The organism is Paenibacillus aceti (assembly GCF_003614185.1).
In the GTDB taxonomy this organism is placed as follows: domain Bacteria; phylum Bacillota; class Bacilli; order Paenibacillales; family Paenibacillaceae; genus Fontibacillus; species Fontibacillus aceti.
On sequence record NZ_KZ987724.1, the window covers coordinates 4,013,531 to 4,039,943 of the forward strand.

General features: G+C 49.8%; 22 protein-coding genes and 1 riboswitch. Of the genes, 7 read left to right on the forward strand and 15 right to left on the reverse strand.

What is annotated here, in order from left to right:
- Window positions 1-8: 8 nt before the first annotated feature.
- From BFJ94_RS18010 to BFJ94_RS18025, 4 genes are all read right to left on the reverse strand, one after another.
- Window positions 9-1,016 carry a Gfo/Idh/MocA family protein gene (locus BFJ94_RS18010; RefSeq protein ID WP_120463897.1) on the reverse strand — a complete coding sequence of 336 codons (1,008 nt, stop codon included), beginning with the start codon at window positions 1,014-1,016 and terminating at the stop codon, window positions 9-11.
- Window positions 1,017-1,056: 40 nt separating this feature from the next.
- Window positions 1,057-1,698, reverse strand: a complete 642-nt coding sequence (locus BFJ94_RS18015; RefSeq protein WP_268238210.1) for a YveK family protein — start codon at window positions 1,696-1,698, stop codon at window positions 1,057-1,059.
- 507 nt (window positions 1,699-2,205) lie between these two features.
- Window positions 2,206-3,615 carry a glycosyl hydrolase family 28-related protein gene (locus tag BFJ94_RS18020; protein WP_162944326.1) on the reverse strand — a complete coding sequence of 470 codons (1,410 nt, stop codon included), beginning with the start codon at window positions 3,613-3,615 and terminating at the stop codon, window positions 2,206-2,208.
- Between the two features lie 68 nt (window positions 3,616-3,683).
- Window positions 3,684-3,774, reverse strand: a riboswitch (cyclic di-GMP riboswitch).
- A gap of 154 nt (window positions 3,775-3,928) precedes the next feature.
- A complete protein-coding gene (locus BFJ94_RS18025; protein WP_120463900.1) occupies window positions 3,929-5,101 on the reverse strand; it encodes a glycosyltransferase family 4 protein in 1,173 nt (390 codons plus the stop codon).
- A gap of 230 nt (window positions 5,102-5,331) precedes the next feature.
- Between BFJ94_RS18025 and BFJ94_RS18030 the strand changes: the two genes are divergently transcribed.
- Genes BFJ94_RS18030 through BFJ94_RS18040 form a run of 3 tightly spaced genes read left to right on the forward strand, consistent with a single transcriptional unit; the run spans window position 5,332 to window position 8,602 of the window.
- Entirely contained in the window at window positions 5,332-6,264 is a 933-nt protein-coding gene (locus BFJ94_RS18030) for a GNAT family N-acetyltransferase (protein ID WP_162944327.1), read from the forward strand.
- Window positions 6,265-6,285: 21 nt separating this feature from the next.
- Window positions 6,286-7,665, forward strand: a complete 1,380-nt coding sequence (locus tag BFJ94_RS18035) for an NAD-dependent epimerase/dehydratase family protein (RefSeq protein ID WP_120463902.1) — start codon at window positions 6,286-6,288, stop codon at window positions 7,663-7,665.
- 4 nt (window positions 7,666-7,669) lie between these two features.
- Complete coding sequence (locus tag BFJ94_RS18040; protein WP_120463903.1) at window positions 7,670-8,602, forward strand: GNAT family N-acetyltransferase; 933 nt, start codon at window positions 7,670-7,672, stop codon at window positions 8,600-8,602.
- Window positions 8,603-8,679: 77 nt separating this feature from the next.
- Here BFJ94_RS18040 and BFJ94_RS18045 read toward each other — a convergent pair whose 3' ends face one another.
- The gene (locus BFJ94_RS18045; RefSeq protein ID WP_120463904.1) at window positions 8,680-10,065 is read right to left on the reverse strand and encodes a sensor domain-containing diguanylate cyclase; all 1,386 of its coding nucleotides are present in this window, start codon (window positions 10,063-10,065) and stop codon (window positions 8,680-8,682) included.
- Window positions 10,066-10,305: 240 nt separating this feature from the next.
- Window positions 10,306-10,827, reverse strand: coding sequence for a hypothetical protein (locus BFJ94_RS18050; RefSeq protein ID WP_120463905.1), 522 nt, complete (start codon window positions 10,825-10,827; stop codon window positions 10,306-10,308).
- Window positions 10,828-11,037: 210 nt separating this feature from the next.
- Here BFJ94_RS18050 and BFJ94_RS18060 point away from each other — a divergent pair, with 210 nt between their 5' ends.
- Window positions 11,038-11,784, forward strand: a complete 747-nt coding sequence (locus BFJ94_RS18060) for an SDR family NAD(P)-dependent oxidoreductase (RefSeq protein WP_120463907.1) — start codon at window positions 11,038-11,040, stop codon at window positions 11,782-11,784.
- 236 nt (window positions 11,785-12,020) lie between these two features.
- Window positions 12,021-13,139, forward strand: a complete 1,119-nt coding sequence (gene ald / locus BFJ94_RS18070; RefSeq protein WP_120463909.1) for an alanine dehydrogenase — start codon at window positions 12,021-12,023, stop codon at window positions 13,137-13,139.
- Window positions 13,140-13,338: 199 nt separating this feature from the next.
- Here ald and BFJ94_RS18075 read toward each other — a convergent pair whose 3' ends face one another.
- The 4 genes from BFJ94_RS18075 to BFJ94_RS18090 form a co-directional block, all read right to left on the reverse strand.
- On the reverse strand, window positions 13,339-13,947 hold the full coding sequence (locus BFJ94_RS18075) for an alpha/beta hydrolase (RefSeq protein WP_120463910.1): 609 nt from the start codon (window positions 13,945-13,947) through the stop codon (window positions 13,339-13,341).
- Window positions 13,947-14,891, reverse strand: a complete 945-nt coding sequence (locus BFJ94_RS18080; protein ID WP_120463911.1) for a ring-cleaving dioxygenase — start codon at window positions 14,889-14,891, stop codon at window positions 13,947-13,949. The genes BFJ94_RS18075 and BFJ94_RS18080 overlap by 1 nt, the downstream gene beginning before the upstream one ends.
- A gap of 111 nt (window positions 14,892-15,002) precedes the next feature.
- Window positions 15,003-15,401: a DoxX family protein gene (locus BFJ94_RS18085; protein WP_120463912.1), complete on the reverse strand. Its 399-nt coding sequence runs from the start codon at window positions 15,399-15,401 to the stop codon at window positions 15,003-15,005.
- Between the two features lie 100 nt (window positions 15,402-15,501).
- Complete coding sequence (locus BFJ94_RS18090; RefSeq protein WP_120463913.1) at window positions 15,502-15,942, reverse strand: MarR family winged helix-turn-helix transcriptional regulator; 441 nt, start codon at window positions 15,940-15,942, stop codon at window positions 15,502-15,504.
- Between the two features lie 747 nt (window positions 15,943-16,689).
- On the opposite strand from BFJ94_RS18090, the gene BFJ94_RS18095 reads away from it, so the two are divergent.
- Window positions 16,690-17,895 carry an MFS transporter gene (locus BFJ94_RS18095; RefSeq protein WP_120463914.1) on the forward strand — a complete coding sequence of 402 codons (1,206 nt, stop codon included), beginning with the start codon at window positions 16,690-16,692 and terminating at the stop codon, window positions 17,893-17,895.
- 97 nt (window positions 17,896-17,992) lie between these two features.
- Here the strand turns inward: BFJ94_RS18095 and BFJ94_RS18100 are convergent, their stop codons facing one another.
- From BFJ94_RS18100 to BFJ94_RS18120, 5 genes are all read right to left on the reverse strand, one after another.
- Window positions 17,993-20,515, reverse strand: a complete 2,523-nt coding sequence (locus BFJ94_RS18100; RefSeq protein ID WP_120463915.1) for an ABC transporter permease — start codon at window positions 20,513-20,515, stop codon at window positions 17,993-17,995.
- Window positions 20,512-21,219 (reverse strand): ABC transporter ATP-binding protein, encoded by a 708-nt coding sequence (locus tag BFJ94_RS18105; protein ID WP_120463916.1) that lies wholly within the window; start codon window positions 21,217-21,219, stop codon window positions 20,512-20,514. The genes BFJ94_RS18100 and BFJ94_RS18105 overlap by 4 nt, the downstream gene beginning before the upstream one ends.
- 106 nt (window positions 21,220-21,325) lie before the next feature.
- Complete coding sequence (locus BFJ94_RS18110; protein WP_120463917.1) at window positions 21,326-22,372, reverse strand: sensor histidine kinase; 1,047 nt, start codon at window positions 22,370-22,372, stop codon at window positions 21,326-21,328.
- The gene (locus tag BFJ94_RS18115; protein WP_120463918.1) at window positions 22,369-23,061 is read right to left on the reverse strand and encodes a response regulator transcription factor; all 693 of its coding nucleotides are present in this window, start codon (window positions 23,059-23,061) and stop codon (window positions 22,369-22,371) included. The genes BFJ94_RS18110 and BFJ94_RS18115 overlap by 4 nt, the downstream gene beginning before the upstream one ends.
- Window positions 23,062-23,167: 106 nt before the next feature.
- The gene (locus BFJ94_RS18120) at window positions 23,168-24,778 is read right to left on the reverse strand and encodes a bifunctional metallophosphatase/5'-nucleotidase (protein ID WP_120463919.1); all 1,611 of its coding nucleotides are present in this window, start codon (window positions 24,776-24,778) and stop codon (window positions 23,168-23,170) included.
- A 547-nt stretch (window positions 24,779-25,325) separates the two neighbouring features.
- On the opposite strand from BFJ94_RS18120, the gene BFJ94_RS18125 reads away from it, so the two are divergent.
- On the forward strand, window positions 25,326-26,306 hold the full coding sequence (locus tag BFJ94_RS18125; RefSeq protein ID WP_188831433.1) for a phosphate/phosphite/phosphonate ABC transporter substrate-binding protein: 981 nt from the start codon (window positions 25,326-25,328) through the stop codon (window positions 26,304-26,306).
- The last annotated feature ends 107 nt before the right edge of the window (window positions 26,307-26,413 follow it).

Consider the following 26,413-nt stretch of genomic DNA (forward strand, 5'->3'; position numbering starts at 1 on the left):
CCTTTAGCTTAACTGCTCACCTTGGTTTCCTGACTGGCGATATCGGTGACGAGCCCGACGGCTCTTCGCCCATCCTGTAATGTAATCGTCGGCTCCCGATGCTCCGATAACGCTTGAACCATGTCGGCTATAATGCATTGATGCCCTGGTATGCCGAATGGGTCTTGATCGATCTCTGCTATTATCTGTCTGCTCTCCTCCTCAGTCATGGAGGCGAATTTCCAATGCTTGATCCAGTTGGCCGTCTTGCCGCCGATGACGACATAGCCAGCCTCTCCGAACACGGCCAATGATTCCTCTAAATTATGCTCATACACGGTTGTGCATGCTTCGACCGTCCCTAACAGGCCTTGGTCAAAGCGAAGTACAGCTACTGCGGTATCCTCCGCTTCGATATTTCTGAGTCGGGTATCTACGAACGCCTTCGTCTCTGTGACCGGACCGAACAGCCACAGGAGCAGATCCAGGCTGTGAATAGCCTGATTCATCAGCACCCCGCCATCCATCGCCTTCGTTCCTCGCCATGCCGCCTGATCATAGTAGGTCTGCCCCCGGTTCCAGCGCACTGCAGCACTAACGTGACTGAGCTTGCCGAAGATCCCCTGATCCAGCGCAGCCTTCAACCGCTGCATCGCCGGACGATAGCGGTTGGGATGCACTACTGTCGCTTTGACCTCATTCCTGGCGACTGCGGCTATCATCTGATCCGTGTCTTCCAGGGTCAGTGCCAGCGGCTTCTCGATGACGAGATGCTTCCCCGCATGGGCCGCTGCGACCGCCAAATCCACATGTAAGCCGCTCGGTGTGCAGATGCACACAACGTCGATCATGGGGATCTGCTCCAGCATATCCGTCATTGATGTGAAAACAGGCACCTGCCAAGTTAGGGCCAGCTCAGACAGCCGGGCCTCGTTGGTATCGCATAGAGCGGCCAATGCAGCGCCTTCGGTACGGGCGATCGCCTCGAGATGCTTGCCTGCAATATGCCCGCAGCCAACAATTGAAAAATGGATCATTCCTACTCCTCCGCTTATATCATTTCGTCTATTTTCGGGTTTATATCGATTCAGTTTCGCTATTTATATGACGATGAGAACGTCTGCGAGAACCCCTCCTATGATCTAAATAAAGAACCACGATCAGCCCGGCAAAGAGGCCGATAAAACCACCGATCGCCAGATTAAGCATCTTGCGCGGACTTACCGGAATCGATGCCTCCTCCATATTGGCATAATCCAGTACGATCACATTCGCATTGGGGACGATCACTGTCGATTTCTCGATGAAAGCATTGGCGAAGCTGTTGGCGATATCTACAGCCTGCTGTGGATGCTCATGTCTGGCATATAGCTTAATGACGAGCGTCCCCGGGTCGGTCCTGACACTGATCCGCTTCAGAAGTCCATGCGCCGTCTCCGATGTGTTCAGCTTCAGCTTCGCTTCCGTAGCAATATAGCGGCTCTTGATCGCATTCTCGTATGTCTTCGTCAAGGCCTGGCTGGCCAGGAAATCATTGTATGTCCCTGATTCCGCCGAATCCAGGGTCGCTACCAGACTGGCGCTAGCTTGATATTGCGGTTCGGCCATTGAATTCATCAAAAAAACGCCCCCCACACAGACTAGAAGCGTAATTAAGAAGGCGATCATATGGTTCCGTACGGATTTAAGTAGATGGAAAATATCCAAACGCAATTTCACCCCATATCATGAATTATATGTCAAATAATGAAGAATAGTGTCGAATAGGTAAATTATCATCCTATTGGCACTTTTATATTAACATAAATTGAAAATGTGTGAAGTATTTTTTCATTCATTTTTGTAAATTTTTATGAAAGAGGCATAGGATTGCGCTTTTATCCCTTTGGGGAGTGGTTTGAGCCATGCCAGTGCAATCGTGCTGGAGCAATATAGGTGCTTATATGCAACTAAATGCTCCCTTTATGCGAAGAAAAGGGAATATAACTGCAGTTCTACAACTATTCGGATGAGTTCCCCTGCGATCAGAGCTAAATTTGGAAAATAAGTGTATATCCGCATCTATTTTCGGATTCCAAGCGGATCTCCCCCGGAATAAGTGTATTTCTGCAACTAAGCGGCGGCATATATCGGTGCATTAAGGGGATTATCAGCATTCAAAAAAGAGCCTCCCTGACAGCACTGCTGCTGCCCGGGAAGCCCTCGCATGATCGAAGCTCCTATACGTTAACTAGAGGACATTTCTACAACCTCTACATTTACATTCGACTTGGCCAATAAAATAGGGTCCGACTTACTCTTCACACTATTGTCCTTGACGACGATATCCTTCTGAACACAGTGATCGAGATAGGTGGACAGGTCGATGCCGCCCTTCGTGGTCTGAATGCGATTGTCGGCGATCGAGCCGTTCTCGGCATTATGCCAGGTCCAGATCCCCTTCTCCGCGTTCTCGATCGTGTTGGAGGAAATCGTAAATTGCTTCGTATTTCCCACCCGGATGGCTGTAGTTCCCACCACCCGGCTCTTGGGGCCCATTTTGATCTGATTGCCCTCCACGGTCACATTGCTAACGAGCTGTGAGACGCTCACCTCAATCGCCGCGTAATAGCTTCCATCCCCGCCGATCGTATTGTTACGGATCGTATTGTTAGAGCTGTATACGCTGATGGCGGAATACATATCGGGAGCGGGTTTGCCCTTGTCCTTGCCTTTGTAGAAGTTGTCATTCAGATAGGAGTTGGTGATTCGGTTATTCTCCACAGTTATTCCTTGCGCATATATCTTAATAGCTCGCTTGGCATTGTGGTCGAAGGTATTGCCTGCGATCCGGCTGTTCGTGTTCATGCCCTGGCCCTTATCCAGATTCGAGTCCTCGTAGTAAATGCCATCCCCATCATCCGCCGGACCGATATGGTGAATATGAGAATTAGTAATCGACACCTGCGCTGCCGCCTTCTCACCAGAGCCCCAGGTAGTTGTAACGTAGATCCCTCTTGAAATCAGGCTGCCCGAGGTTAGATTAACGGCCGATATATTCTTCACTTCTGTAGCATCGATCTCGATCTGATTCGTATTCCCATACACGACGATTCCAGATACGACACCGATATAATAATCGCTACCCGGATTACTGTTATGCGTTGCATTCGCGACAATGCTCTTGCTAATCTTCACCTTGCTGCTGCCCCCGCCGATAACGAGCACGCGGTTCACAGCCATATTCCCGTCCAATGAAATATTGCGGATCTCAATCTGACTTCCCGTCGCCCGCATCATTTCCCAGCCGAAGCTACGCTTGCTGGCCTGGATGACCGAGCTTGTCCCATCGCCGATAATCGTCGTATTCCCTTCAACGGTCAACGTCTTCTCCGGGTTCACAGAGTAGGTGCCTGCCGGAAAATAGACCTGCCCCCCGCGGCCAGCCGCTGCATCCAGTGCCTGCTGCACAGCAGCTGTATCATCGGTACTCCCATCTCCTCTGGCCCCATAATCCTTCACATTCAATACTTTGCTGCTAGCGGCAGCCGAGATCGTCGCCACATGGCCAGACAACGGAAAGAGAAGTCCGCAGACTACTATAATCATCAAAACTATGAAAATGAATCTTCTAACCAACAGATTTACCATCATCATCACTCCAAAGGACAAAAAATAGAAGATCCCTCGTCTCAGGACAGGATCTTCTATTTATCCTGAGAACCTTCGGGAACTGGCTGGCATGTGAGGGATGATCTTCACGAAGCCCCTATAGCTTTGCGTCCCGCGCTTTCACGCGGTTTGCCGTTTCGTAGTTCTCTTATTCAATTCAGAGCTTGATAGATTCATAGCTTTCAAGATTATAGTATGCTCTCTAGCATATGTTGGATTAATCATCGTACGGATACGTAAATATTAACATATTATTTCATATTCTGTAAATCTATTAAATCTAAATTCACATCTGCACTCATAGATCCAATCCCTGCCGCTCGCTTAGCACTACCTTGCCTACATCCCATTGCCTAGTCGTATTCGTATATATCGGGATCATCTCGTCAAGCACATAGTCTACAGAATAATGTTCGATCAATCGGCCCCGATTTGCACCGAGATCCGCCCGCAGTTGGGGCTGATTGTACAGCTCCCAGATACGCTCAGCGAATATGGACGCATCATCCAACCCGACCAGGAAACCGTGGACGCCCGGCTCAACCAAATCCCGATTGCCCCGCACATCGGTCGCTACTACAGGTAATCCGGTAGCGATCGCCTCCATAATGTTAACTGGCAGCCCCTCCTGTCTGCTGGAAGAGACGGCGAGATCCGCCAGAGCATAGATCTGCTCCATATCCGAGCGATGACCGAGAAAGGTCACGATATTATCCAGCCCCAGCCGCTCGGCCTGCTCCCGATAATCCGCTTCAAGCTCCCCCTGTCCCGCAAGAAGCAAGCGAAGCTGCGGAATTCGCGCGCTCAACGAGGACACAACCTGTAACAGGTATGACTGATTTTTGCGGCTCGACAGCTCGGCGGCATAGATCAGGACGAACTCATCTGCGCCAATTCCGTGCATGACGCGCAATCTGTCCCTCTCCTGCCGCCCGACCGGCTTATACTTATCGAAGTCAACACCGACACCATGCACGTAAGCAATCGCCTGGGCCTTGAAGCGGCGCTCCAGAGCCCGGTTGTAATCCTCCGTGTTGATCGTGATCAGACAATCGGTATAGCAGGATAGATATTTCTCTACGGGGTAATAGAGTAGCCAGTACAATGGGGAAGCACCCTGGAAGAAATGAAAGCCGTGGGCAGTATAGAGAAGTCTTGTTCCTCGACGGCGCGCCTGCCTGGCCGCGAGGCGGGTCAGCACTCCCCCCATCGGGGTGTGGCAGTGAATAATATCGTAGTCATGCTGGCGGATCAGGCTCTTCAACTGCCGGTACGCCCGCCAATTATCCAGCTTAAGTGGAGATCGATGAATAGGAATGTCGAACTGCTGGTCCACATAGGGAATCTGCTCCACTCCGTTGCTGGCTGCATGAACCTCCCATCCCTGCTCCTGAAACCAGCGCAGATAGGGCAAATGGAACGCCCTTAAATGAGAAACTACTTTAGCGCAGAACAATACTTTTTTGGACAAATGGTATCCACTCCAACCTCGTTTTTATAGTACGATTTCGCGTGGAGTCTAGTTGATTATGACTAGAATATATCAATGTTAATCCATAATTACAATAAAAACCAAGTTGGAACAAAAATTGCATGACTTGCTTTCTAATGTTTGCTATATTGTTCATAGATAATTTCAGAAAAATTTCAGCTCAACATCTACAGTCAACCTCGCCACTTCACTTATTCAGGAGGAGTTGTATGGGAAATTTCCTGCAGGAGAACGAGATGCTGACTCGATGGGCTCAATTCAATCAGGAGAAATGGCGATGCACCGCCGAGATCCTTAAATTCCAGAGGCCTGATTCAGAAGCTTATATCGAGAGCCTGTTCTTCTTCAATCACAAGGGTAAGCTCTTTTTACCACCGCTTAATCCTTTTCATCCTACCCTCTTTCACCCTACACCAACGGACAAGCCTTACCGCATCAATGAGCAATGGCAGCAGCTGGCCTTGCAGATGGTCGATGAAATCGCCAGAAATAGCGGAGCTGCAAGCTTCATTCTTCCGCCGAGCATTACCGACATCCGTCCTTTTCTACGGAGAGGATTCAAAGCCAGTGTCAGATATACATATCAACTCAGCCTGCCCTATTCATCGGAGGATGCCAGCCCCAAAATACGCGGCAGAATCAAGAAAGCGAATCAAACTGGCTACAGAACAGCATTAACGCAGAATATGAGTGAGGTGCACCCCTGTCTGGTTGCGACCGAGGAGAGAAAAGGGTTTCAACATGATCTTACCCTGGAGGATCTTCATCTGCTGCAGGAATTGTTGGGAGAGAGCAATTTCCGCTGCTATGTCTGTTATTCGCCTGAAGGTGAGGCCGTCAGCGTCCATATTGTCATCATTATGGGAAAAGACTGGTCTTTTATCTGGGTAGCCGGGAGCAAGACAGCTCATTTAAAAAACGGCGTAGTTCAGCAGTGCCACCATTATGCCTTCGAGGACCTGAGCCAGCTCGGTATAGAGAGCATTGACATGGCCGGGGCCAATATAGCCTCTGTCGCCGAAGCGAAGTCGGGCTGGGGCGGGGAGCTTGTCCCTTACTACCAGATCCGGCTGCCGATCTTCATGGAAACCTACCGTGCTTGCCGCAATTGGCTGACCTTTAACAAAAAACAGAAAATATAGTATTTTGGGAGGAATCATCTGTTGAAAGTACTTGTCACTGGAGGTTATGGCTTTATCGGCTCTTTTGTCGCGGCCAGATTCTATCAGGAGGGGCATGATGTCATTATTATCGATAATATCTCCACCGGCCATGTGAAGCATGTTGAATTTCCGCACACTTCATACATTATCGATGTCGAGAGCCCCCATTGCGCATCCATATTCACTGAGCATTCTATCGATATCGTCGTCCATTTGGCGGCACAGATCAACATCGTCACTTCTATGGAGGACCCCTATGCGGACACGAAATCGAATATCCTGGGGTTAACTAATATGCTCCAGCTCGCGGCCAAGCACAAGGTCAAGAAATTCATCTTCGCTTCCTCAGCAGCGGTCTACGGCCTGACCGAAGCGATCCCCCTCACCGAGGATCTGCCCTGCAGACCGATCTCAACTTATGGCATTAACAAGCTGCTGGGAGAATATTATTGCAGTAAATGGAGCGAGCTCTATCACCTGGACACGCTATGCTTCCGTTTCGCAAATGTATACGGCCCGCGACAAGGTCTCATCGGCGAAGGCGGCGTCATATCCATCTTCATGGGGCGGATCATCGGCGGTCAGAGCCTGACTCTCTACGGCGATGGTGAACAGACCCGCGACTTCATCTATGTAGAAGATGTAGCCGATGCGATATACACCGCCAGCCAGTCCCCGCTGACAGGGATAATGAATTTATCAACCAACACGGAACACTCGGTCAACACGCTGATCCAGGTATTATCCGGATTACATCCGCTATCAGGTATTCATAGAGCCGAGACACGCTCCGGGGATATATTCCGATCCGTGCTGGACAATAGCTTGCTGCATAGATCGCTGGACTGGAAGCCATGCTTCTCCCTGGAAGAAGGGCTGAGCAGAACTTATGAGTGGTTTGCCTCCTCAGCGGCCCTGCCGACTCCGGTATTTCACAGCGAGGCAGCCGCCACCAGCACACAGCCTAGCCTGAACGAAGCCCATATTGAGAATGAGCTGTTAAATTCCTCCCGATCACGACATATCCGCAGCTTGTACATGAACCAGAATGAGCATTATTTGGAGGGTTCTCCTGTTTTAAAGCCCCAAATCTTCAGGGCCGTCCTCTATTCACGCGAACGAGCCAAACAGAAGTTCAATACTGATTATACGATCCTTGAACTGCTTCATATGCCCCATAACCAACTTGAAGAGCTCCATATTATAGATTCACATTTACGTGAGAACGATTATATCGGGCTCGATGAGACAGAGGCGCCGCAGATTTTATTATCCAATGCCTCATCGACAGAGGCGGCCCATGTCGTCAACCGCCTTGAGCGGCATGGAATAGCTGCCCGAATACGATTCAGTTCAGATCAGGAGGAAGAGGTAGATTAATAGAATGATAGAACCATCCGCGCTAATCCGATGGGCGGAGTATAACCGCCGGAAATGGAAATGCAATGCCGAGTTGCTCCGATTCCAGCCTCCCAAATCCGAGGACCTTTACTGTGACTGTATGCTATTCAGCAAGCATGGTCGTTTTTATTTTCCACCTCAGAATCCTTACCATCCTGTCCTATTCCATTCGACACCGACGAGCAAGCTATACAGGACGAACAAACAGTGGCATGAGGTCGCCGAGTTAATGATCGATCATTTAACGAAGCTAAGGGGTCACGTATCCATCACTCTACCACCGGATATTACCGATATTAGACCCTTCACCTGGAGAGGGTTCCTAGCGGAGATCCGCTATACCTATATTCTAAGTCTCCCTTACTCGATCAACCTGGCCGACAAAGCGATCCGCAATAAGATCAAGAAGGCCCATGCCAACGGCTATCATTCCCAGCCGACGGACAATATGGAGCATGTGTATCAATGCCTGATTGAGACGGAGAAAAGAAAGGGCTTCAACCATCAGATCTCGGTAGCCGACCTGGAGCTGGCAAGAGAGATTTTGGGCGAGGACAGGTTCCGCTGCTATATCTGTTACTCGGAGAGCGGCGAGCCGGTCAGCGCGAACGTGACCCTGCTCTTGGATGCCGACCGGGCTATCGGCTGGGTAGCCGGCACGAAGACAGCTCATCTGTCCAACGGCGTTGTCCAGCAATTACAGCTCCTGGAACTCGAGGATCTCGCTTCCCAAGGGATCAAGTCCTTTGATTTCTGCGGCGCGAATATCGCGTCCATATCAGAGTCAAAGGCGGGCTGGGGCGGAGCCCTGAAGCCTTATTATGTAGTCAGGAAGCCGGTATTCAAGGACATCCTTCGCTCCGGCCGGGATTGGCTGAAGTTCGGACAAAGGCCATCCGGAAGCTCGGATCCATAGCTTCATGAAGTTTTTTAAACGGAAACAAGCCTCTCTCACCATATCTCTGGTGGAAGAGGCTTGAATTGTCTCTAGCTTCATATAGGGGATTGATCGACTGAATATCTGCAGCGCCCTTTTCGCTTCGCTTCATACATCGCTTCATCCGCCTTGCTGATCATCTGCTCCAAATCTCCACATCCGTCTGGAGAGTAGTGGATACCGATGCTGGCTGACGCATGCAGCTGATGCTCGTTGCAATGGAATGGCTCGGACAGGCTGGCATTAATCCGCTCGGCGACCTTCCTGGCCAGATTCTCATCGCTATTCACCAGCAGAATCAGGAACTCATCCCCTCCGAGTCGACAGATCAGGTCACTCTCGCGGATTTGCCGGGATAACCGCCTGGCGATCTCCTGCAGCAGCCGATCTCCCGCATAATGTCCATATGTATCGTTGATGCTCTTGAAATTGTCCAGATCGATGAACATTAACGCTATACTTCCGACGCTTTCATTGATATATTGCTGGAGCCTCATATGAAAAAAAGCGCGATTGGGTAGTCCCGTCAAATCATCATGATAGGCCAGGTACTCCATGCACTCTTCACGCTCTTTGCTATCCGTAATATCAATGATCACCCCTTCGAGCTGGACAAGATGACCGAGCTCATTCAATTGCGGCGTGCCACGAACCTGAACCCAGTAAATTTCCCCATCGATATGGCGCAGTCGGCATTCCAAGAGGACCTCTTTTCTCCGCATAATCATCTCCTTCTGCGAGTGCTGGACTAGCGGTATATCCGCCGGATCAACCAGCTTGAGCAGGGTCCGGAAGTCGGTAAGCGCCTCCGCTGGCAGTCCTGTCAACCGTCTAATCCCTGGCGACAGAATAAGCTGAGAGGAACCGAGGTCATAGACCCAGGCGGTGATATCGATGCTCTCCAGAATATGATTGATGCTCGTAAGTCCGCGCTCGGATTTGCTCCATCGGCCCTTTATGAAATGGATCAGCACCCAGGAGAAGACCACCACATACAGGACGAACATCGCTACGTAAATCATATTATTGTGCTCCGAGCCCGCAGCCATCCCCGCCCGGCGCAAGACAGCGAACCAATAAATCGCGGTGCTTAGATACAGAAGGCTTGAGAATAATACAATGCGGATATCGAGATAGATCAAGCTCACCAAGAGAGCGATACTAAGCAGAATGAAGCTGTACGGACTCAAATAAGCGGCGGATAAGGCTAGGATGAAAACATAGGGGGAGCATACCATGGAAATCATGGTGAGCACGGGATAGCGTCGTCCCAGCACAATCAGAAGCAGCACGCTACCCAAGGCGACACTCACGGGCAAGGGCAAAGCGGAGATATCTCCCCTCGCTATGAAATGGACCCCCAAGGATATAAGATAGAAGCCGCATAATATTTTTAACAATACTTCATTTTTGGAATGAACATCATGCACTCTGCTCATCATTCAATCCACGCTCTCCCAAAAAAATAGTTAAAAAGAACTAGTCCATCTATTTTCCATATTACACCTTCCACATCGATATAGATACCATTTCCTGCGAAATCATCCTCTATTCCTTTCATTCCAGGGTAAGGTCTACCCTCTAATGGAAACTTGTCATGATCCAAGGCCGAGACTTAAGTCCCTGAGCAATAAAAGAAGACCGCAAGCTTGCGGTCTTCTTCCATTTATAGAACCTTGATCTTAAGGAATATATTGCTGAACGATCGAAGTGATCTGTCCATCCTCAATCGTAATATGATACGGGAAGTTGCTAAGATCGATGATGTCACGTTGCCCGAACTTGGTTATCAATTTGTCGAGGCTGATCGGCTCATTCCAGGATATATCGCTATCGATCCCGTTACGATCATAAATTTGCATCAGCACCTCTGCGTGAGCAGCAACAGGATAAGTCACCAGAGTCTCATCATCATTTACGATATAATAATCATCCAATGGCCCGTCGATCCCAGCGTCCGGCTCGTATTTCGCAAAAGCCTCTTTCGCAGCTTCCCCTTCATACCAATCAATCGGGTCCACTACGGCCTGAACGCCATTTCCGTCCGCGCGGAGCTCATGGATGTAGACTGTCTCAGACTGGATGCCAGGCTTGGCAGTATACGGTCTATATGCGGGCTCTGCAGCCTCGGAATTCGATGCCATCGAGGACGACATCACCACAATCAGCAGCAGAGGAATCAGTAATAATGTTAACTTCTTCATGTTCTCATCCCACCCTTTTTCCAGTTCAAAAGAAAATACAACTTTTATTACCTTTATTATATTACCTACACGCAAAAAAGGATCACAACAAAGTTAAAAGGGATGACAAAATCTTAATTCTAAAAAAATTAAAGAAATTTTTTATCATATTTGGTACATTAGTATTAGTTCTTAAGATACATATACAAAATGGTAAAGGAGATCTTCAGCATGAGCAGTAAACAGTCTCATAATAAGGTTGCCCTCATCACAGGGGCCAGCCGGGGAATTGGAAAGGCGATCGCGCTTGAATTTGCCAAGGCCGGCATCCACGTCCTGATCAACTATTACGGTGATGATAAAGAAGCGATTGAGGTCAAGCATCAGGCGGAAGCCTATGGTGTCCAGGCAGAGATATTCCATGGCGATGTCAGCGATCGGCAGCAGGTAGAGCAAATGTTCAAGGAGCTTGACCGTTTATTCGGCCAGATCGATATTCTGGTGAACAATGCCGGCATCGCCAAGACCGCCAAGATCACCGAAATGACCGACGAGGAGTGGGATCAAATGATCCGCATCCATCTATACGGCGCCTTCTACACGTCACGTGAAGCGGCCCGGCGGATGCTGCCGCTCAAATCGGGCAAGATCATCAACGTCACCTCCGATCTGGCCAGCCAGGGGGCAGCGGAGCTATCCCATTACGCTGCGGCCAAAGGCGGAGTAACTGCTCTGACCAAATCTTTGGCCCGCGAGCTGGCTCCCTATATCCTGGTCAATGCTGTAGCGCCCGGCGGGACATTCACAGATGTCCGATCCTCGCTGGAGGAGAGCCATAGCAATTCCCGTTATTTGCTGGGACGGCTGGCATTTCCCCAAGAGATCGCCAAGTCCGTGTTGTTCCTCGCCTCTGATGATGCGAGCATGTTCACCGGACAGGTATTGGGAGCGAATGGCGGTAGTGTGATGAATGGATAGGAAATTTTACGATCACTCACAACAAAATAGGGGACACTGCGCTCCTGTCTATAACACCTCTGAGCCGCTTTGGGAAGCGGTTCCAGGGGTGTTTTTGGTATGGAGTGATTTCCATTTCTTCTCTTTCATTGTAATGGTGTCATGGTTTAACGAGGGAAAGCAAGTATTTGAAACGTTCATAAAATCGTAATAAATTGATAGTGAAAGTTTATTTTATCGGGAAGGATGTATTGAATATGCGTGTTGGAATTCCCAAAGAGATCAAGAACAACGAGAATCGGGTTGGCATTACACCTGCTGGTGTAAAGACGCTTGTAGGTGCCGGACATGAGGTGGCAGTAGAGAGATCTGCCGGAATTGGAAGCGGATTCAACGATGAGGAATACAGAAGCAGCGGCGCCGTCATCATGGATAGTGCTGCGGAAGTATGGGGCTTCGCAGATATGATCATGAAGGTAAAAGAACCGCTCCCCGAGGAATTCGAATTCTTCAGAGAAGGCTTGATTCTGTTCACTTATCTGCACTTGGCTCCCGAACCTGAGTTAACCAAGGTGCTGCTAGCCAAGAAGGTTCACGCTGTCGCGTATGAAACGGTGCAGCTGAACGATGGTACGCTGCCGCTGCTGACCCCCATGAGTGAAGTGGCTGGGCGAATGGCGGTGCAGATCGGAGCGCAGTTCCTCGAGAAGCCTTACGGCGGCAAAGGCGTGCTGCTCGGCGGCGTTCCCGGCGTACAGCAGGCGGAAGTGGTTATCATCGGCGGCGGAGTCGTCGGTACGAATGCTGCTAAGGTAGCGCTCGGGATGGGGGCGCATGTCACCATTCTGGATCTCAATGCTAACCGACTGAGATATCTCGACGATATCTTCGAGAGGAAAGTTGCTACGCTCATGTCCGATGCCTATCATATCGAACAGGCTGTAGCCAAAGCCGATCTTGTCATCGGTGCCGTGCTGATTCCTGGCTCCAGAGCGCCGAAGCTGGTGAAGGATTATATGGTTCAGCAAATGACAGAAGGCTCCGTCATTATCGATGTGGCGATTGACCAGGGCGGCTCGATTGAGACGATCGACCGTGTAACGACACATGCTGAGCCCACTTATGTGAAGCATGGAGTAGTTCATTACGCTGTGGCTAATATGCCGGGGGCGGTAGCTCGCACTTCAACGCTCGCATTGACGAATGTCACTACTCCTTACGCAGTGAAGATTGCCAATCAGGGGCTTGAAGCCTGCGCCAAGCGCTTCTCTGAAGTGGCGAAGGGCATTAACGTATACGATGGACATGTCACCAATCCGGGCGTTGCTGAGAGCCTGGGCTACGAATATATCAAATTCGAAGATTTGGTCCATTAAACACAACATTACACTACGATATAGCATCTATATTTCATAGTTTTCATTACTCCAACCAACTAACTGCCCTCCTTAGAATTTGCAAGCTCAATAGCATCCTAGTTTCTTCCTCACGTTCAAAATCGCGATCTGCTCATCAATGAAGCAAGGACCGCCGACGAATATTCGCCAGCGGTCCTTAGTTTATGCTGAGTTTAATTTATGCAAAATTCCGACGGTACCAGTTAGCTGCAGCATCTACTTCTGTAGGAGACAGCTGATGGCCGAAATGCTCCCAATGCACTTCTACTTGTGCGCCAGCCTCTGTGAACAATTGCTTCAATTCCTCCGTCTCCTTCGCCGGAGAAATCGGATCATTCGTTCCAGCCCCCATGAAGATCGGGACGCCGGCCAGCTCTGGAAGCTCGATACCTCGGCGTGAAACCATAGGATGATGCAATATCGCGCCACGCAAGGTATCTTTATAATGGAATAGCAGCGATCCTGCGATATTCGCGCCATTTGAATAACCAATGGCCACAATATTGCTGCGGTCAAATTGGTACTCGGCAGCCGCCTGATCGAGGAAATCATGGAGTTCCTTCGTGCGGAAGACCAGATCCTCCTCATCGAACACGCCCTCTGCCAAGCGGCGGAAGAAGCGCGGCATGCCATTCTCAAGCACATTTCCTCTTACACTGAGCACTGAGGAACCGGGATTGATCATCTGAGCCAGAGGCAACAGATCGCGTTCATTCCCTCCGGTACCGTGCAAGAGCAGCAGTACCGGAGCGTTGGAATCGGAGCCTTTCTGGAAGATATGCTTCATTATTGGTCCTCCTTCAGCACCCGAACTTCGAAGTTTTCCAGATGCTGTTCGATCAATTCGCGATGCTCTTCGTACCAAGCTGGCAGCATCAGCTTCTCGCCCAATCGCTCCTTCTCTTCATCACGAGTAAAGCCTGGAGGATCTGTAGCGATCTCGAACAATATGCCGCCTGGCTCCCGGAAGTAGAGGGCATTGAAGTATTGACGATCGACAACTGGAGTAGGGTGAAGTCCGCTCGCCGATACCTTGGTGCGCCACTCAGCATGCTCTGCATCATCCTTAGCCCGCCATGCGATATGGTGAACTGTGCCTGCTCCGGCTTTTCCTGCAGGTACAGTACCCATGTTCAGGTCGATGATATTGCCGATTTCGCCAAAGCCTTTGTAACGGGCATAGGCGCCTTCTACACCGACTTTTTCCAGACCGAGTACACTTTCCAGTACGATTGCCGTTTGTTCTGGCATGGTGCTGTACAACACCGCGCCGCCAAATCCCATAATCGCTTTGTCAGCCGGTACCCCGCCGAAGCTCCATGTGCTCTTAGGTCCCTTGCGTTCAACCAACTCAATTTGCAAGCCATCCTTATCTGTGAAATGCAAGGATTTCTCGGAGAATCTGTTTCTTTCCGTGAACGATACGTTGAATTTCTTCAACCGCTCGGTCCAGAAATCCAACGATCCTTCCGGAATGGCATAGGTCGTAATACCAACTTGACCGTTGCCGACAATACCGCGGCGGGATTCCGGCCATGGGAAGAAGGTAATTACTGTTCCCGGATGACCCACTTCATCACCGAAGTAGAGATGATACACCTCTGGAGCGTCGAAATTCACTGTTTTCTTAACCAATCGAAGTCCGAGTATGCCAGAATAGAAATCTGTCGTATCCTGTGCGCTTCTTACAAACGCTGTAATATGATGAATACCTGCTGTTGCTTTCACCATGTGAATCCACTCCTTATTCCTATTTTTATTAGTCTGAGCTATTTAAATTAAACTCATGACTGCCTGGATGCAGACAGCCGGGCGAAATGTTGTTCCGATCGCTTATTCAACTTATAAAATGGCATCCAGTGAATATGCTCCTGCACCGATCATGCTGACACCGATGACGACGGCAATAATCAGCAAGTTCATCTCGTAACCATTCGATGTGTTCCAGTATCCATTCTTACCATGTACGGAAATAATCGCGAACAGCATCGTGATTGCAATCAATCCTCCAGCGATTGGGGTGAACAGCCCTGCTGCAAATAGCAGACCGCCGACAAACTCACCTAGTCCAGCCATCAGAGCCATTAGAACGCCCGGCTTCAAGCCAAGTGAATCCATCCAGCCCCCTGTACCTTTCAAGCCGTAACCGCCGAACCAACCGAATAATTTCTGCGCACCATGCGCGATGAAGGATACCCCTACCACTAATCGGATTATTAATAAACCTAATGCTATACTCACCTTAAAAACTCCTTTTCATGTTAATTTATTTAGTTTAAGAATCTTTGTATTAAGATATATGGCGTGAAAAAAGGGATACTCCCTTCATTTTTTTAATGAGCTATTTATATCCCTCTTGAGCATACTTACCCAACTTCTTCAACAAAGATGCTGCCTGCTGCTGCTCCTCCAAAGTCAATCCAGCTACCGATTGCTCGATGGTATCCACATGATGGGGGAATACTTCTTCAATGAACTTAGCGCCCTCATCTGTTATTTCAGCATAAATACATCGGCGATCCTCCGTAGAAGCATTGCGACGCACAAACCCTTTCTGAACAAGCTTATCTACAACATAAGTTATATTGCCACTGCTCATCAGCACCTTATCGCCAATCCGTTGAATAGGCTGCGCTCCCTTGTGATACAATAACTCAAGTACGCCGAATTCGGTACGGGTTAAGCCATGCTCGCGAATGTTACGGTCACTGATCGCATTTACCCACTGGCTCGCCCGGGATAGAGCAATGAACAAATTCAAGGCAACATCTTTCTTGTTCATATGAGCTTCCTCCTTTCCATTAACCTCGACATAAAGTATCTTGATATAAAGGTAATACAAATGTTTTCATCTGTCAACACCTTCGGTTAAAGTTTTTTGAGATGCTTATATGCCACCTGTTGGTGACGGATCAGTACGTGTGGTCTGATGGATCATCGGTAGTAGTTGGGCGAATGTTCTTACGTAACGAAACTGTGGATAGCTATTGGTGCCAAAAAGAGATTTCTCGAATTCTAACGAAACGTGGTATCGCTATTGGAGCAAATTAGGGGTTAAAAGCCGGGATGCCCTCCTAATAACGATATAGTGTACCGTTAAAATTATTTTATCGTTGTTTTTGAGTAAATAGCGTTCTGTAGTTTCGTTAGAGCTCGGGCCCCGTTGCGTGGGTGTTGGAATGTTGGTGGTAGTGGTACTCGCCAATGGGTGCAACGTGCTCACGCGCGCGCTCATAAGTGCTTATTTACAACTATATTGCTCCATCATGCTCTATATAGTAGAAATAGCTGCTGAAGTGCAATTATTTGGATGAATTCTCCCATTATTAAAGATAAAGTAGGGAAATAGTTGCATGGGTACAGCTATTTTCTGATTCCGAGGCTGAATCCCCTGGGATAAGTGTACTTTTGCAACTATCGACGATATGAAGCGGCAGGGCACTTCCCACGGCCCTTTTTTCGCGTATAATATATAACTGTTCCTATCCGTATTCTAATATATATGAAATAGAAAGGTTGAAAGCTTACTATGAACTCACCACAAGTCATTGCCGCGGAGAGGACGGCTGCTAAGGAGCGATTTCCCATCGCGCTGATCTCCTTAACGGTGGGCGCCTTCGCAATCGGCATGACCGAATTTGTAATAATGGGGCTGCTGCCGAATGTTGCGGAGGATCTGAACGTCACGATCTCATCGGCCGGACAGCTGATTACCGCTTATGCGATGGGCGTAGCCATCGGGGCTCCGATCCTGACGATGCTGACCCATAGACTTCCGCAGAAGCTGCTGCTCTGCTTGCTCATGATCCTGTTTATTCTAGGCAACGGCATCTCCGCCTTCGCCCCTAATTATGGCTTCCTGATGGCCGCACGCATCATAACGGCATTGACGCATGGCACCTTCTTCGGTGTCGGGGCGGTGATCGCCGCCGGGCTTGTCCGACCGGACAGGAAGGCCGGCGCCGTATCGATTATGATGGCTGGACTGACCATCGCCAACATCATCGGCGTACCGTTCGGCACCTTCGTCGGCCAGCATATGGGCTGGCGAGCTTCCTTCGGCGCAATCGCCATTGCCGGAGTGATCGCTTTATCAGGAATCATATTATTCATTCCGAAACGGAAGTCAGAACAAGCCAGCAACATGGGCGCGCAATTGAAAGCCTTGGTACAGCCTAAATTACTGTTCTTCCTGCTGATCTGTGCACTCGGCAACTCCAGCTTATTCACGGTATTCACTTATATCGCACCGATGCTGCAGCAGATCACCGGCTTCGCTGAGCATAGTGTAACCTGGATTCTTGTGCTATTCGGCTGCGGGGTCACCATCGGAAATATCATCGGCGGCAGGCTGGCCGACTGGAAGCTGATGCCTTCCATTCTCGGCACCTATCTGGTTATTTGCGTTCTACTTACCATCTTCACTTTTACCATCCAACAACCGATACTGGCCGTCATCACGATCTTCCTGTGGGGCGCTGCTTCCTTCAGCATTATGCCGGGGCTGCAGATCAAGATTATGAGCCTGGCAGAGGCTGCGCCAGCATTGGCCTCCACTTCAAGCCATTCCGCTGGCAACTTGGGCAATGCCTGTGGCGCTTTTATCGGGGGGCTTGTAATCACCCATTTGGGGCTCCCTTCACTGCCGTGGGTAGGCGCACTGCTCGCCGCTTCGGCTCTGATACTCGGATCGGTCAGTTATATGTTGGAACGTAGGCAGAGCGGAACCGCATAATACCGCATCATCTGATTATTTTACCAAACACATCTAAATGTCTAACGCAAAATAGGGGAGCCCTGTGGTTCATCACAGAGTTCCCCCTTCTCTTCTTCTATTCTACTTCTCTCAACCTAGCCACCACAGTATCCTTCGCAAGCATCCTATAGGCCAGCACTGTAACCACAATGGAGATGATAGCCAAGAGCGGAATCGAAGCTGCGATCGGCAGCACATCCATATGGAAAACCGTAAAAGCGATATTCTCAGCGATCGATTTGATTAATCCATACGTTAACAGCATGCCGAAAGTACCCAGAATCACCGCCGTGAACACTACGACATACAGCCCTTCATAGATCAGCATCTTCCTTAGCTGCTTCTTCGTCATTCCGATGCTCTCCAGAATCGCAAATTCATGCCGCCGGGCGATGATCCCGGTAATCATCGTATTCATGAAATTCATCAGCCCGATCAACCCTATAATGAAGCTAAGACCATACCCAACGGTTTGGAAAATCGTAATAAAGCCCTGCATTTCCGCCTTATAATCATCCCGCGATTTCAAGATCAGTCCAGGAACCGAGTCTGTGTTTGCGCGGATAACCGTATCAGCTAGATCTGCTTGATTCGGGTCGACGTGAAGCGTAGCATTTAGAATGATACTATCTGGCTGCGAAGACTTGGACTCCTGGAGCGGAAGAAATGCTCTAACCCCGGCGATGTCATAAAACTTGACCCCAGCTGCATATAGTGCGTCCAATTTTACCACAGCCATCACTTCATAGCTCTTACCGCTCTGACCCCATTCGATCTTGTCCCCAGGGCGATAGAAGCTCTGCTCGCTTTCATCCAGGATCGCTTCTGAGACCAGCACATACTTGCCCGTCTTGAACTTCTCCCGATCGAACTCGCCCGCTGCAATATCGCTCTGATTCAGCACATCATACCAGCCCTCATCCAACTCATAGACCTGTATGCTCAGCTGTCCTGTCTCCAATAGCGGTGAATACATCGGCATATCGGGATTCTCCTCCTTAGCCAGAGGCTCCAGTAAAGCTCTAACTTCAGCGCTCATCGGCAGAGTATCCGTCTTGAAATACACCTTGTCTACCCGATCTACCCCGGCAATCTGGCTTAGCCCCTGGACGACTTCCTCCGTTAAAGCATAGGTACCATTCTCACTGACCCCTGTTTTTACTTCCATAATCTCGTCCTTCACCACATAATCCCCGGCAATAAAAGAATTCAAATACTTATTCACATTCATGGAAGAGATCAGCGTATAAATCATACTGAACAGGATGAGCCCCAAGGATAAGGAGGCCAGCATCAGAATGACTTTCTTCTTATTGCGCAACAGGTTGCCGAGCGCCATTTTGTATATTTTGGAGCCATGGAGGGTACGCTTGAGACCCCGTCTGCCTGTCTTGCTTACACCGGCGTATTTCACGGCTTCAACTGGCGAGATCCGCGCCGCTATCCTGCCCGGCTTACTGGCCGAGATCCGCACCGTGATATAAGAGAATATCGCTGCGCCGATGAAGATCCACGGGCTTACCGAATACGAAATATCCATCGTCAGATCCGAGAATGAGGTCAGCATCGGAATCAAGAGACAGCCGAGTCCATATCCAAGCCCCAGACCGATCGGCAGCCCGATGATGAATAACAGATTGGCCTGAATGACGATAATTCGCTTGAGCTGCCGCGGCGTCGTTCCAATGGTCTTGAGCAGCCCATAGAACTTAATATCCCTCACCACGGAAATATAGAAAATATTATAAATGAGCAAATATCCGCTCAGCATAATGACCAGAATCAAGGCCACATACGGCAACAAGTTCACCGCATCATCGAACAGGGAGACACTGGAGTAAGCCCAATTCACTCCGGTAGGTGTGTCCAGTCCGGTGTCGGCCAGCACCTTATCGAGCTTTTCGCGAATATTCCAGGAGTTATTGAACATGACATTCAAGCTGATCGTATTCACATAGGTCCCGCTAAGCCGGGTCTGCTCGGGATCAATTTGCGCGACATATTTATCGACAAAACTCGGTGATACGAAGGCTAGTCCAGCCATTGTAAGATATTGATCCGCCTTGTAGTAGCCTGACAATTTAAAGTCCTTACTGATCTTCTGCCCATTAATATCGATTTCCAGGGGAACCGTCGCACCGAGTTCAAGCGGAACCCCGAGCTTCTCGAGCGCCCAGGTGTTCATGACAATCCCATCCTCATCTACAGGCAACCCGCCCTCGATGAACTCAACGAAGCTGTGCTTGGCTGTATTGTCATCAATCGAATTAACTTCGATCGAAGAGGTTTTGAATTCTTCATTCGTAACCCAGCCCACGACGAGAGACATTCCATATTCTTTAATGGATGGGTGCTGCTTAAGCGTATCGGACTCTCCCCGGGTCAAATACTTGAAAGTCCCGTGATAGTCCCCTCCGGCCGTCCTCATCTGCGTCTGTTCCATCGATTGATTCAGACTCACGGTGACTGTGAAAATAGAGGTAATCATCAAGGCAGTCAATACGACCGCTCCGATAATCATCCAGTTCCGCACCGGACTGGCGCGCAGGCTCTTCTTGGCCAGCCCGAATACCGCACGCCGATTATTCGTTCTGATCATGATCTCACCCCGGAGCCTCTAACACCCGCTGCCTCCGACTCATTCACAATCCGTCCGTCCTCAATCCGAATGATCCGATCTGCCGTCTGGGCAATCTCTTCATTATGGGTGATCATCACAATCGTCTGATTGAATTTCTCGCTTAATTGTTTTAGTAGGATCAGCACTTCCTGGCTTGTCTTGCTATCCAGATTCCCGGTCGGTTCATCCGCGAGCACGATCGAGGGCTTGGTTGCCAGCGCCCGGGCGATGGCGACTCTCTGCTGCTGACCGCCAGATAGATTGGATGGGAGATTATGTACCTTCTCCTTCAACCCTAATGTGCTGATGAGCAGTTCTAAATACTCCTGATCCGCTGTTGCTCCATCCAACTCAATCGGCAGCACCATATTCTCATATACATTCAGGATCGGGATCAGATTATAGCTCTGGAACACGAATCCGACCGACCTGCGCCGGAAGATCGTCAGATTCTCGTCATTCATGGCGAATATATCATTGCCATCCACGATCACCTTGCCTTCCGTCGCCCGGTCAAGCCCGCCAAGCATATGCAGGAGCGTACTCTTGCCGCTGCCGCTCGTTCCGACAATCGCCACGAACTCTCCCTGCTCCACGGTGAGGGATACATCGTCCAGCGCTTTTACGGTCATATTTCCTTTTCCGTAGTATTTCTTCAGATGGTCTATTTGCAAGATCGGCATCTCATCATCCCCAATATATAAAGTCTGTACCCCGTCGTACAAACTAAATATAGCAAACGAATCTGTCAGGCCCGTGACGCAAATATAACGGAATTGACAGAATCGTCTATACCTTGGCTTGGCCGTCCGCAAGTAAGAATACAGAGAAGGTGGTTCCTTGCCCCGGCTTGGAGGCCGCCTTGATATATCCTCCCTGCGCGCTAAGGATCTCCCGGGCCAGATACAGCCCGATGCCTACGCCTTCAAAAGACGCGGTACGCTTGCAGCGATAGAAGCGCTTGAAAACACTATGAAGCTCATCCTCTTCAATCCCTATTCCCGTATCGGCAATATCAATCCGCACGAATAATTCATAGGCAGCCACCGAGATGTGAATCCTGCCGCCGGGTTCGCTGTATTTTACCGCATTATCGAGAAGATTGAATAAGACCTCACTCGTCCACTTCGGATCATGATGCGCATGAATCGCTGTATCACAGTCTATCGTAATCGAGATTCCCTTCTGCTCCGCCTGCCTGTAGATTTGCGATATCCCCCTCGTGATTGTATCGATCACAGATGTGCTGTCCGGATGCATGGCGATAATCCCTGTCTCCAAGCGGGACATCTTGATCAAGGATTGGATCAGCCAGTCCAATTTGTCGGCCTGCGTACGAATCTGTTTCACCCACTGCTGTGTGTCCCCCTCTAATCCCGATTGCTCCGCCAGCAATTGGCTATAGAGCACGATGTTGGACAACGGGGTCTTCGTCTGATGGGAGATATCGGAGATCAGCTCCTTGATCTTATTCTTCTCCGCTTCGATTTTCCGTTCATGGTGGAAGGAGAGATCGATGTAGCGGATCAGTTTATTTTCCAGGGAAGACAGGTTGGTCTCGCTATAGCCCGTTACTCTCGCCTGCCCGCGAATCGCCCCCTCGACGATCTGATCCAGCGTATCAACGATGTTCGCCATTCGCCTGCGCATCACTCCAAGCCACAAGACGCATATGAGCGCGAACAGGAACACGAACAGGACGGAGGGCCACAAGTACCTCTCCGCCTGGCCTGTAATAGACATCATCCAACCCGTATAACCCAATACAAGCGATAAAGCCGTCACTGCGAAAATAATATAGCTCCTGTTAAAATGTCCCGCATCTGCACTCCTCATCTCACACCCCCGCTTTCCGCGGCCCATACATACCCGAGTCCGTAGACCGTCTTAATATATTCCGGAGCGGAGGGCTTATCCTCAAGCTTGGCGCGAAGCCGCTTAATCGTCACGGTAAGAGCGTTCTCGTCCACGAAGTCGGCCTCGCCTGACCATACCTGATCCATCAGCTGCTCACGGGTCAAGATTTGGCCGGGATGATTCACCAGCGTCCGCAGCAGCTTGCACTCCGTCCTGCTCAGGGCAAGAGCCTGACCGCGCTTGCGGAATTCCAGTCTGTCGAAAGCAAGCTCGATGTCCCCATAGACCCGTCTTTCCGGCTCCAACGGCTCCAGCCTTCTTAATACAGCCATGACCCGGGCGCGCAGAACCATCAGACTGAAGGGCTTCGTAATATAATCATCCCCGCCCAGCTCCAGTCCGGTGACAATATCGATCTCCAGATCATTAGCAGTCAGAAAAATAATAGGCACCCGCGATTCCCGGCGTATCCGCTCGCACAGATCCAGCCCGCTACCATCGGGAAGGTTAATGTCCAGCAAGACGAGGTCCAGCTTCTCCGCCGCTAACAGCCGCCCAGCCTCAGCCACATCATAGGCCTGAAGAAGGGTCACTCCTTCATTGGCCAGCGTTAATGCGATCCCTTTGTTCAGACTTCTATCATCCTCAACTACCAGTATCGTTGTCATATCAGGGCTCTCCCGTACCATAGATTTGTTAACTCTATTCTATAATACACTTGCTCTGATCGGGCAACATCTAGGTAAGCTGATGGGCATGAGGTGTTTTTTACGACTACGAATTGGACGCTTTGCTGGCTTGCTGAACCCGTACCCTCCAGTTATTATTGCAATTGGCCTGAATGACGCGATGCTCCGTAATATATTCAGTTACCAGATCGGCCATATCGATCGTGATCTCCCGGACAACCGGCTTGCCGTGGTACATCTCATAATCCCCGCCGCCACCAGCGCGATAGCTGTTCATCACGACATCCAGCTCCTGCTCATCAGTTAGGGCTGTTCCCTTGTAGTTCAGCTTCACCACCCGCTCCCCTACAGGACGGGAAATATCCAACTCATATTCAATGCCTTCCCACATGTCATAGTTATAATGCTGCGGCTTAGGCTCCAGGTACGCTGGATTAACCTGTAGCTCGCCGTCCGCCCCAAGCTGCCAGTAATTCGCTGTCTGCTCCAGCGCAGCCCGAACGTCCCGACCTGTCAGTCTTAATACAGCCAGCGTATTCGGATATATGAAATTAGCAAGCACATCGCGGCGTGTAATTTCCCCCTGGAAGCCCTGTGACTGCTCATTCAACAGCGCCGTATTGGACACCTCTGCCCCACTGGCCTCCATCTGTACCCGATTGATGAACTCGATGAAAGGATGATCCCCCAAGCGGCAAGCCAGCACCCCCGGCACTCTCATATCGCCCTGTACCATTCCGATCGGCTCATCCAGCCAGGCTTGCGTCTCTTGTTCAATCTCAAGGCATAAATCAAGCACCTGCTGATCCGGCTCTACCGACTCATCCAGCAAGAGCAATTCGGCTCGCTTATCCGTCAGCTCCCAGCCCCCGCTCTCTCCCCGGATGAAGCTGACGCTGATTCGGCCCAGAGCCTGACCCAGGCAGCCAGGCTGCACGACCGTTACTCCATTCACTTCTCCAGCCAGGCTACGATGCTGATGACCCGTGATCAGGATATCGATTCCCTCAACTTCAGTGCACATCGCATAAGCTTGATTTTCCCCGGTTAGACGCTCCACTGGTTCCCCCGTCCACAGATCCCGCTCGAACCCGCCATGATAGGCTACCACCAATAGATCCGGCCGTTCCTCACGGCGAATCATCGGCACCCAGAAGCGTACCGTCTCCAGTGCGTCAGCGAACTCCAACCCCGTAATATGTCGGGGATTCTCCCAATTCGGGATATAGTGGGTAGTTACGCCCAGCACAGCGATCTTCAGCCCGTTATCCAGCAGCTTCGTAATATAAGGCTGACCGAATGCCGGCTTCCCTACCCCCTTGATGGTAATTCCGGCCGAGAGCCACGGAAAATGGGAGTCTTCAATCACCTGGTATAAAGTGCTCAAGCCATAATTGAACTCATGATTGCCGGGAACCGCCGCATCATATTCGAGCAGATTCAGCACCTCGATCGTCGGATGAACGCCCTGCTTATTCTTGACGAAATAAGCCGATAACGGTGTTCCCTGGATCAGATCACCATTATCCAATAGGAGCAGGTCGGGATGTGTCTCCCGCTCCCGTCGGATTAATGTGGCGAGCTTGGCCAAACCAAATTGGCACTCGTCCTGCGCGCGGTAATCTGTCGGATAGATATGTCCGTGAATATCGCTGGATACTAGCATCTCCCATGTCAGCTCATGTCTCTTTTCCATTCAATGAACACTCCCTTTGCAGCTATTTCTATTGATTCTATCAGGCGAAATGCAGATTTATATTAAATGCGTATAAAGCGGCTCGAAAACTGCAAATATGCAGGCTTTTGAAAAGGATAGGCAAGCCTCCCCGAGCTCTAACGAAACTCTATATCGTTATTTTCGCAAAATCAGCACCTGTTCCAATCTAACGAAACTCCAGAGCACTATTTCGATGGGAATCCACCATTTAGTCCCTAATTTGTCTTAATAGCGATATCCTGTTTCGTTAGATTCTGAAATCGCCCCTTATGAGGCAAATAGCGGTACCTAGTTTCGTTACAGTCAGGGATTAGGGTGACGCCTCTGTTTCGCGTTCTCAAGCCACACATGGATCAACAACCTTCTGTTATTTGCAGGCTCGTCCGGGACATAGGCAATGCGAACTTCCTTTAATTTACATACATTTATCATTCCACTGACGATCCGTTAATAAATGAGCATTATAGTTAAGCCAGCACCAAAAAATAGAAGCTGATGGAGGTCATCTCGCTTGAAAAAATTCGCTATGCTCGTTCTACCTTTATTCCTATCTATCGCCGTTCTCGGAGGCTGCGGACAGAACTCCGCTTCCATTAACAATACCGACGGCAAAGCGGCAGCAAACTCCAGTCAAACTAACAAACCTGATGCATCTGCAGATAATACTAAAAAAGATACCGGCTATGTTCCGACTACACTTACTGTACAATTCGTTCCTTCCCAAAATGCAGACACGCTCGAAGCCAAAGCCAAGCCGCTTGAGAAGCTGCTGTCTGACAAAGTCGGCGTTCCCGTCAAAGTCAGCGTCTCTACGGATTACAACACCATCATCGAAGCGATGGCCTCCAAGAAGGTTGATGTAGGCTTCCTTCCGCCAACGGCTTATGTTCTCGCTAAAGAGAAGGGTGCAGCAGAGGTGATCCTGCAGGCTCAACGCTTCGGCGTGGAGGATGAGACTGGCGCTCCTACTACAGAACTGGTTGATTTCTACAAATCGATGATTATCGTCAAGAAGGATTCCAGCATTCAATCGCTCGCTGATCTGAAGGGCAAGAAGATCGCTTATCAGAATGTAACCTCCTCCGCCGGGTTCGTATGGCCTGCTGGCAAATTGATGGAGGCGGGTCTCGATCCGCTGAAGGATGTAGAGGCTATTACCGTTAAAGGGCATGACCAAGGCGTTCTTGCTGTACTGAATGGCGATGTGGATGCCGCAGCTATTTTCCAGGATGCACGCAACACTGTGAAGAAGGACTATCCGTCCGTCTTCGAAGATACCCGTGTCCTCACTTATACGGAGAATATCCCGAACGACACGATCAGTGTCCGCTCAGATATGAGTCCGGAATGGGTAGAGAAGCTGCAGAATGCCTTCATTGAAATTGGCAAGGACGAAGAAGGACATAAGATTATTTCTGAAATTTACACCCATGAAGGCTATGTAAAATCCGATGACAGTCATTTCGATATCGTGCGGGATTATGGGGAAAAGGTAAAAACAGAATAATTCCCGGTCCCTAGCTCTAATAAGTGTTCAGATATACGCATCCACCTCTACGCCAGCCGGAGTGCTTCCGCACTGCAGCTGGCCTCTTCTATTTCATGATTATAAAG

Bases quoted from the DNA above. Each gene is read 5' to 3' on its own strand.
- BFJ94_RS18105 (WP_120463916.1), bottom strand. From the start codon at position 21,219: ATGCCGATCTTGCAAATAGACCATCTGAAGAAATACTACGGAAAAGGA.
- BFJ94_RS18010 (WP_120463897.1), bottom strand. From the start codon at position 1,016: ATGATCCATTTTTCAATTGTTGGCTGCGGGCATATTGCAGGCAAGCAT.
- BFJ94_RS18080 (WP_120463911.1), bottom strand. From the start codon at position 14,891: ATGGTGAAAGCAACAGCAGGTATTCATCATATTACAGCGTTTGTAAGA.
- BFJ94_RS18020 (WP_162944326.1), bottom strand. From the start codon at position 3,615: ATGATGATGGTAAATCTGTTGGTTAGAAGATTCATTTTCATAGTTTTG.
- BFJ94_RS18040 (WP_120463903.1), top strand. From the start codon at position 7,670: ATGATAGAACCATCCGCGCTAATCCGATGGGCGGAGTATAACCGCCGG.
- BFJ94_RS18075 (WP_120463910.1), bottom strand. From the start codon at position 13,947: ATGAAGCATATCTTCCAGAAAGGCTCCGATTCCAACGCTCCGGTACTG.
- BFJ94_RS18095 (WP_120463914.1), top strand. From the start codon at position 16,690: ATGAACTCACCACAAGTCATTGCCGCGGAGAGGACGGCTGCTAAGGAG.
- BFJ94_RS18120 (WP_120463919.1), bottom strand. From the start codon at position 24,778: ATGGAAAAGAGACATGAGCTGACATGGGAGATGCTAGTATCCAGCGAT.
- BFJ94_RS18060 (WP_120463907.1), top strand. From the start codon at position 11,038: ATGAGCAGTAAACAGTCTCATAATAAGGTTGCCCTCATCACAGGGGCC.
- BFJ94_RS18090 (WP_120463913.1), bottom strand. From the start codon at position 15,942: ATGAACAAGAAAGATGTTGCCTTGAATTTGTTCATTGCTCTATCCCGG.
- ald (WP_120463909.1), top strand. From the start codon at position 12,021: ATGCGTGTTGGAATTCCCAAAGAGATCAAGAACAACGAGAATCGGGTT.
- BFJ94_RS18045 (WP_120463904.1), bottom strand. From the start codon at position 10,065: ATGATGAGCAGAGTGCATGATGTTCATTCCAAAAATGAAGTATTGTTA.
- BFJ94_RS18030 (WP_162944327.1), top strand. From the start codon at position 5,332: ATGGGAAATTTCCTGCAGGAGAACGAGATGCTGACTCGATGGGCTCAA.
- BFJ94_RS18125 (WP_188831433.1), top strand. From the start codon at position 25,326: ATGCTCGTTCTACCTTTATTCCTATCTATCGCCGTTCTCGGAGGCTGC.
- BFJ94_RS18050 (WP_120463905.1), bottom strand. From the start codon at position 10,827: ATGAAGAAGTTAACATTATTACTGATTCCTCTGCTGCTGATTGTGGTG.
- BFJ94_RS18115 (WP_120463918.1), bottom strand. From the start codon at position 23,061: ATGACAACGATACTGGTAGTTGAGGATGATAGAAGTCTGAACAAAGGG.
- BFJ94_RS18110 (WP_120463917.1), bottom strand. From the start codon at position 22,372: ATGAGGAGTGCAGATGCGGGACATTTTAACAGGAGCTATATTATTTTC.
- BFJ94_RS18100 (WP_120463915.1), bottom strand. From the start codon at position 20,515: ATGATCAGAACGAATAATCGGCGTGCGGTATTCGGGCTGGCCAAGAAG.